This is a genomic window from Mesorhizobium sp. M7A.F.Ca.US.002.01.1.1 (assembly GCF_004022955.1).
GTDB classification, from domain to species: domain Bacteria; phylum Pseudomonadota; class Alphaproteobacteria; order Rhizobiales; family Rhizobiaceae; genus Mesorhizobium; species Mesorhizobium ciceri.
In genome coordinates this window covers 1-6,727 of sequence record NZ_RZQE01000044.1, presented here as the reverse complement: position 1 = coordinate 6,727, position 6,727 = coordinate 1, and the positions used below count along the sequence as shown (strand labels likewise).

Below are 6,727 nucleotides of genomic sequence, written 5' to 3'. Positions count from 1 at the left end.
TCGTCGGTGCCGTGGATGGTGATGGTCAGCGTCGTCGAGGAGGTCCCGCCCTGGCCGTCGCTCACCGTGTAGGTGAAGCTGTCGGTCAGACTGCCGCCGACATTGAGCGCGTCAACCGTCGGGTTCGCATCGTCGATGACGTAGTTGTAGCTGCCGTCGCCGTTGATCGTCACCGAACCGTAGCTGCCGGCCAGCGCAGACCCGACCGTGCCGCCCGTCACCGCGCTCACGCTCAACTGGGCATGGGTGTTGTCGACGTCGGTGTCGTTGGCCAGAACGTTGCCGGTCGCCGCCGTGGCCGGCGTGATGCCGGCCTCGTTCGCGGACCCGGTGTCGGCGACCGCAACCGGCGCATCGTCGGTGCCGTGGATGGTGATGGTCAGCGTCGTCGAGGAGGTCCCGCCCTGGCCGTCGCTCACCGTGTAGGTGAAGCTGTCGGTCAGACTGCCGCCGACATTGAGCGCGTCAACCGTCGGGTTCGCATCGTCGATGACGTAGTTGTAGCTGCCGTCGCCGTTGATCGTCACCGAACCGTAGCTGCCGGCCAGCGCAGACCCGACCGTGCCGCCCGTCACCGCGCTCACGCTCAACTGGGCATGGGTGTTGTCGACGTCGGTGTCGTTGGCCAGAACGTTGCCGGTCGCCGCCGTGGCCGGCGTGATGCCGGCCTCGTTCGCGGACCCGGTGTCGGCGACCGCAACCGGCGCATCGTCGGTGCCGTGGATGGTGATGGTCAGCGTCTGTGTGTCGGTGCCGCCGGTGTGGCCGTCGTTGGCCGTGATCGTATAGGTGAGCGTCAGCGTCTCGCCGACAGCCAGGAAGTCGAAGGCTTGTGGCGCCGAATTGAAGGTCCAGCCCAGATTATTGGTTTCGCCCGGGTTGGCCGTCAGCGAGATCGGCGAGACTGTCAGCATGCCGAGCACGGCGGCACTGTTCAGCCCGCCCATGGTGCCGCCGAGGGACACCGAAGTTACCATCGCGGTCACCGTGTCGGAGATATCGACATCGTTCACCGTCAGGGTGCCGTTCACCGTCAAGGGTGCGTTGGTCTCGATCAACGAGGCGGTCGCGCTGTCGGTCGTCACGAGATGGATATCGGGTTTGTCGTTGGTGCCAGTAAACTGAATGGTGGCCGTGGCCCAGCTCAGCGTGCCATTGCCGAGCTGAATGGCGTAGGTCACTTTATCGGTGAGAACCTCTCCCGCCCCAAGCGCTTGAATCATACTCTCGAGATTCGCCGTGTCGTAGTGGATCGTACCATCAGTGCCTATCCAGATATGGGCACCCAGGTAACTCGTGTCGGTCCCTCCTCCGACACCGCCGGAGTATGTTGCGTCGCGTGTGAGCAGATCCGCCGGAGCAAGTATCTTCGTTGCGGTCTGCACACTGTCTGCGTTATCGATGGAGTAGAGCTGTTTGGCTGCGCCACCCAGATCATTCGCCAAAACATTCAGGATCAGGACACCGGTATCATTTTCTGAGAGGAGAAAAAGGTCATCCTTCGCCTGCGGCGTGTTGGAGAAAGACGTCGTGGTGCCGCCGGCACCGGTGACCTGAGTAGCCATTTTTCAACCCCCCTTTTAAGAACAGACGCCTCATCTGTTTTATCGACAGTACTGAACGACCGGCTGCTTCCAGCCGAAGAAAAACCGCGCGAATCCAGGCAGGCATGAATTTTCGCCCTCATCCAGGCACACCGCCGCGCTTGGAACAGCCGCCTCAAGCTGGCCATTCACGGACGGATATTGACCCGATGCTGCTGGACGCGACGACTGGTCGTCACGCTACGTTCCCTACCCAACCTACATCGTCAAACTCGTGGCTTTCGACCACGAACTTTAGATGCTTCTTATATTAGGAGATTATTAACTCTTATAGAGAGGAAGCGTCAACGCCCAACTTGGCCGAACAGTTAATAGGCGAACATAAGGGGAGCCACAGTCACTAGAATCGAGTTGTGAGATCGAACAGGCGCACGCCCGATATGAGCCAGGCGGCAGACGTGCGGCTCAGCGTGACCAGAGCCCGCCAGCGCACCACCATACCAACACCGCACCTTGATCGCTGAGTACTTTTCGTGCAGCACGCCAACCCGACAGCCAGCCAGTTCGCTTGAACGGTCGGGGATTCAACTGAGATCACTTAACGCGCCGGACAGCCGGGAAGCTTCATGCCCTTGCTCCCGGAGATCTTGAAGCCGGGCAACTCGAACATCTGTCCCACACGCTCCGTAGCACTTCGTGAAACCTCGTCGTTCGGTACGTGCGACCACACCTCCTCGTTCAAGGCCGATTGATCGTCCGAGCGCTGTCGCGATCGGTCTCGTCAGGGATATATTCGCCGGCATTGGCATCGAAGCCGGTCCAGCCGCCAGCCTCGTAAGCCCTGCGGCGTTCGGCAAGATCGACCGATCTGGATTGCCCCAGAATTTCCTCGGCATTTGCAATGAGTTCATCGTCCACCCTGGCCGTGACCAACGTGCCGCCGCGGCGTACGCCCTCCGCATACACGTGGGCATCGTTCTCGGGCACGCCGGACTCCGTCAGAGCGCCGACAATGCCTCCGACCGCACCGCCTGCCACCGCCCCGGCAACGACACCTGTCGCGGTGGCGGCGAGCCAACCCGCCGCGACCACAGGTCCGACGCCCGGGATGGCCATGACCCCCAGCCCTGTCAGCAATCCGCCGGCACCGCCGATCACGGCTCCAATCCCCGCGCCAGCCCCGGCATCCTCGGCAGCCTCCGAACGGTCGCCCTCGTACCAGTCATCCGAGTTGTTGGCGACGATGCTGATGTTCGCATGCGGGACGCCCGTGGCTTCCAGTTCGCGGACCGCGTCGGCCGCGTCGTCATAATTGTCGAACAGTCCAGTTACCGTTTTCATTGATTTCTCCTGATCCGTGCTCACTTGCTGGCGGCAACGACGTTGCCCTGATAGTCCAGGCCGACGGCGAGGCTTTCGCCTGCCTTGGTGGCATGGCCCCGCCAGATGCCCTGGTCGTCCTTGGTAAGCTTCGACACGTTGGTATAGCCTGCACCCTCGATGCGGCTCTTGGCCTGGGCTTCGGTGAAGCTGTTTGCGCCGGGAACGAGAGCGGCGGCATTGGGGGTATTGTCGGTCTTCACCGCCGGTGTTGTCGCTCCCGTGATGGCGTCCTGCCCGGCTGCGATCTTTTCGATCATCTGCTGGTGCGTCTTCAGCGTATCGACCGTTTGCTGGGCGAATGTCTTGAGCCCGGCGTTGTCGCCGCCGCTGGCATAGGTTTCAAACAGCTTGACGGCGTCGGCATGCGCCTTGCGCTGCATGTCGACATAGGCTGGATCGATCGGTGCCTGCGCATTCTTGAGCTTGTCGAGATCGCCCTGGTGCTGGGCATCAAGCGCCGACGGCACTTTCAATTTTTGTTCGCCGGCCACCGTTGCCAGCTTGGCATTGGCCGCGCCGTGATCGCGGATCATCATCTGGGCGAAGTCCTTGATGCTCTGGTCCTGAACCTTGCCCAAGGCAATCTGGCTCGAGTCGACTTCGAACTTGCCGCCGATGGCAGCCTTGTCGACGAAGGCCTGGGCGCTGTCGGCAGCAAAAGCAGGCACGGCGAGAAGAATGGAAGCAGCGGCGAGCGATGCGAAAAATTGTCGTGTTTTCATCGGCTTTGTCCTTGCCTGGGATGCGTCGCCCTAACAGGCCAAGATGCGCTTTGTTCCGATACCCAGACGACATGCCTGCAGGCCCGGCAGCACCACGATCCACGCATGAGGCTGCCGGATTATCTCGCGTGAGATCTGCCACATCGACGTAAAATGTGGAGAAGTGACAGGCGACAGGAACGCCGGCACCATGAACCAGCGTGGCTGCAAAAAAGCCGTGGTCGAGACAAGCAGTTTCCAGGCGCCGCTATTCTACATGCAGCATGGGTTCGAGGAATTCGGCAAAGTCGAATTCGGAATTCCAGGGCATGTACGAATCTTCCTTCGCAAGGACCTGTTGTAAGTCTTGGGACGGGCGCGCACGGATGGCCATCGGCTAGTTGTTTCAAACGCCAGGTGCTCTGGAACAAACCGACGGTTGCGGAGTTAAAGCGCGTCGCGACGCGCACTCTTGCAGCGGCGTGTCGAATAGAGTGCATCCCGCTGGAGAGGCATGTGCGTACTGGACATTTCAGAAAGCCGATTGTCATTCAACCTGGCCGGATAGACCGCGACAGGGTTGTGGTTTCGGTGTCGGACGCAGCCGAAGTGCTGCTGCGGGACTGGCCAAAGCCGACATCCGAGAGGCGTCTTGCCGCGATCAGAGCGTGCCTTGCCGTCATGCGAGGCGAAAAGCCGACAAGGGCGGCACGACAGGCGTTCATCGTTGCGGCCAAGGACGCCAGGATTCTGCTGAGCGAGCAAGTCTGACCGTGGCGGGTCGCCTCAGTGCATGCAAGCTTGGTTCCGCTGGCGCCTGCAAGTGCGATACTGCCGAGATTGGTTCGAAGGGGAGAGATTATGGCTAAGGTTTCAGGTCTCACGCCTGCCGCGGCCAGAGGCGAAGTTCAGGCAGGAGCAACGCACGACAAGACGCCGGGGTTCGATCCCGCCATTGCCCCGCTTGAGACAGACGCAGAGGCCGCGGACACACAAAATCCGGTCGCTAAGACAAGTCCGCCGCGCACTCGTCCAAAATTCGAAAACGATGCCAGCTTTGCCAATGCCATGCGTCCGGTCGAAGGCGAGCCGGAACTGCGGCCTAGCGGCAACTGGCCGGTGTTGGTGATTGCAGCTGTCGTTTTGACAGCAGCCGTGGTCTTCCTGGCGGCAAGCATGCTGCGATGAGACTAATCCCGACGATGCAGCACCCACGACCTATTCCTGGAGGTCCGGCGCGTCCTTCATGCCTGAGAGTTCGGTCATTGGGCACAGCAGCCGCGGTCGCGCGGGATCGGAGATGTCGAGCTTGTCCCAAGGAATGCGGTATAGACCGTCGCGGCGGCGCAATCGGAAAAGATCCAGCACCGCCACGCCTATGGCCGAAGCCGAAAGACGCTCGAAAGCAGCGTAGACCCCGACGTGGAATTCGGTGACGACGAAATCGTCACCATCCCGTTCGGCGCGGATCTCCTCGATATAACCGACATTCTTGCCGCGCTGCGAGAGTACGCGCCGCCCCGCCAGATGCTCGAGATTGACCGTGATCATCATCAAGCTCCCGGAATGCGCCCGATGATATGGTCGCGCAACCAGTCCTGCCAGGCGAAGATCGACGTTTCTCGCACATCGATGTCGAACTCGATATCGATGCCGATATCTTTCACCTTGCGCCAGGCGATCCGATGAGGTTCGCCATGCTGCTTGCCACCCAGCTTGACCGCGAGCCGCGCCATCCAGCGCCCGGGCCGTGCGCCGAGGCGACGCGCCAGGGTGATGGAGCCGAGCTCGATGGCAATGATCCGAGGCGGCTTGCCAGGCCGCAACTGCGCCACCAAACCGTCGACCTTACCGACCTTGACCTGCTCGCGGTCGACCACCTGCTTGTCCAGGAGATCACGCAGCAACTTCATCATGTGCCTCCGAATATCTGCAGCGGGATGGTCACCACCGCCAGTACGAAGCCAAGCGCGATGATGAAGATGACGGCGGCATTTGACAAAATGCCGTTGCGATGCTCGCCGACATAACGTTTGTCGTTCAGCAGAAACAGGAACGGAACGACGGTCAGCGGAAGGCTGGCAGCCGTCAGCGCCATGGAAAAGATGGTGAGCCTCAGCGGGTCAAGACCAAGCGCGATGGGAATAGCCGCCAACAGCAATGATATCGTGTAGGTGGCGCTGAAACCCGGATCGTCGCGCGGCTTGCGATCCTCGCCCCAATTCCAGCCGAACCCTTGGGCCACAAGATAGGCCTGTTGCAACCCGACCTCGAGTGCGGCGCCGAAGCAGGCGATGGCGAGAGAAGCAACAAACAGCACGAAGCCCCAGAAGCCGAATATGGGGATCAGCATCAACGGCAGTTGGTGATAGTCGTCCACCTGGGTGACGCCATGCGTGGCGAGCACGAGAGCGGCCACGATCAACACGCCGATCGAGATGGTGCCCCCGAAGGTCATGCCCAACCCCGCTATGGCCCGATTGGCGCCGAGATAGCTTTTGTCCCACCGGTCCTCGATGGCCCCCGAGGAATAGAACATGAACAGGTAGGGCGATATCGAGGCGCCCAGAATGCTGACCGCCATGAACCAGTAATTGGCGGCATCGTGGACCGGCAGCGAAGGCACGGCGCCCCTTGCGACTGCCGTCCAATCAGGTCTCAGCATCACCGCTCCGACGACGAAACACAGCGTCACCAGACCGAGAAACGACACGCCCTTCTCGATGACGCCGAACGTGCCTTTCCAGAGCAGCAGCCACGCCAGCAAAGCCACCGGCAGTGCCCACCACTGGAAGCCTATGCCCGTGGCAAGTTCGAGCGCGATGGCAACGCCGCCGATCTCTGCGGACAGCACCAGGAAATTGACCAGCAAGGCGGCAAGCAACGGCCATAGAAAGACGTTGAAACCGAACCTTTCGCGGATGCCGTCGGAGATCGTGTGATGGCTCACGGCCGCGAACCGGCCGGACATTTCGACAAGGAAGATGATGCAGACGGTGCCAAGCACCACCGCCCAGATCAACTGGAAGCCAAACATCGCGCCTGCCTGCGCCGCCGTCGCCATGGACCCAACTTCGAGGAAGCCGCCGACGCTGGTGA

Annotated in this window: 8 protein-coding genes; 2 read left to right on the top strand and 6 right to left on the bottom strand. The window is 61.2% G+C overall.

Features of this window, described 5'->3' with window-relative positions; genetic code table 11:
- The 3 genes from EN932_RS07660 to EN932_RS07650 form a co-directional block, all read right to left on the bottom strand.
- Nucleotides 1-1,565: VCBS domain-containing protein (locus tag EN932_RS07660; protein ID WP_164890443.1), on the bottom strand; the 1,565-nt coding region annotated here is incomplete at its 3' end.
- A gap of 717 nt (nucleotides 1,566-2,282) precedes the next feature.
- Nucleotides 2,283-2,885 carry a general stress protein gene (locus EN932_RS07655; RefSeq protein ID WP_024502379.1) on the bottom strand — a complete coding sequence of 201 codons (603 nt, stop codon included), beginning with the start codon at nucleotides 2,883-2,885 and terminating at the stop codon, nucleotides 2,283-2,285.
- Between the two features lie 20 nt (nucleotides 2,886-2,905).
- Nucleotides 2,906-3,649: a DUF4142 domain-containing protein gene (locus EN932_RS07650; protein WP_013533176.1), complete on the bottom strand. Its 744-nt coding sequence runs from the start codon at nucleotides 3,647-3,649 to the stop codon at nucleotides 2,906-2,908.
- 495 nt (nucleotides 3,650-4,144) lie between these two features.
- Here EN932_RS07650 and EN932_RS07640 point away from each other — a divergent pair, with 495 nt between their 5' ends.
- Nucleotides 4,145-4,399, top strand: a complete 255-nt coding sequence (locus EN932_RS07640) for a DUF982 domain-containing protein (protein ID WP_013533177.1) — start codon at nucleotides 4,145-4,147, stop codon at nucleotides 4,397-4,399.
- A 90-nt stretch (nucleotides 4,400-4,489) separates the two neighbouring features.
- Nucleotides 4,490-4,816 (top strand): hypothetical protein, encoded by a 327-nt coding sequence (locus EN932_RS07635; RefSeq protein WP_127366618.1) that lies wholly within the window; start codon nucleotides 4,490-4,492, stop codon nucleotides 4,814-4,816.
- Nucleotides 4,817-4,846: 30 nt separating this feature from the next.
- On the opposite strand, the gene EN932_RS07630 is transcribed toward EN932_RS07635, so the two are convergent.
- From EN932_RS07630 to EN932_RS07620, 3 genes are all read right to left on the bottom strand, one after another.
- The gene (locus EN932_RS07630) at nucleotides 4,847-5,179 is read right to left on the bottom strand and encodes a hypothetical protein (RefSeq protein ID WP_013533179.1); all 333 of its coding nucleotides are present in this window, start codon (nucleotides 5,177-5,179) and stop codon (nucleotides 4,847-4,849) included.
- Between the two features lie 2 nt (nucleotides 5,180-5,181).
- Complete coding sequence (locus tag EN932_RS07625) at nucleotides 5,182-5,541, bottom strand: hypothetical protein (RefSeq protein ID WP_063171484.1); 360 nt, start codon at nucleotides 5,539-5,541, stop codon at nucleotides 5,182-5,184.
- Nucleotides 5,541-6,727 (bottom strand): Nramp family divalent metal transporter (locus EN932_RS07620; RefSeq protein WP_164770132.1); only part of this gene is annotated, 1,187 nt, incomplete at its 5' end. The genes EN932_RS07620 and EN932_RS07625, both read right to left, overlap by 1 nt.